Raw genomic sequence first — 247 nt, 5'->3', positions numbered from 1 at the left:
GGTCGCCAAGGGCGAGGCCGATGCGGAGATCGAGCGGCTCCAGTCGATCATCGACGCGTTCATGCGCCACCGGTTCGGGCGCAAGTCCGAGCAACTCGATCCCGACCAACTCGAGTTCGGCCTCGAAGATGTCGAGACCGCGCTCGGCCAGGCGCGCGCCGCGCGCGAGGCGGCTATCGTCAAGGCTGGAGGCGCGCGGCCGCGCAAGGCCAACCGCGGTGCGTTACCCGCACATCTCGAGCGGATC

General features: G+C 69.6%; 1 protein-coding gene. It reads left to right on the top strand.

Translation table 11 applies throughout. The features are described 5' to 3' along the window. The coding region (locus H926_RS25800) for a hypothetical protein (RefSeq protein ID WP_043608027.1) at positions 1-247 on the top strand (247 nt) is incomplete at both ends.

The sequence above is a fragment of the Novosphingobium sp. B-7 genome, from assembly GCF_000410615.1.
GTDB classification, from domain to species: domain Bacteria; phylum Pseudomonadota; class Alphaproteobacteria; order Sphingomonadales; family Sphingomonadaceae; genus Novosphingobium; species Novosphingobium capsulatum.
Note: the sequence above shows the minus strand (reverse complement) of the source record. Positions and strands in the feature narration are given on the sequence as shown.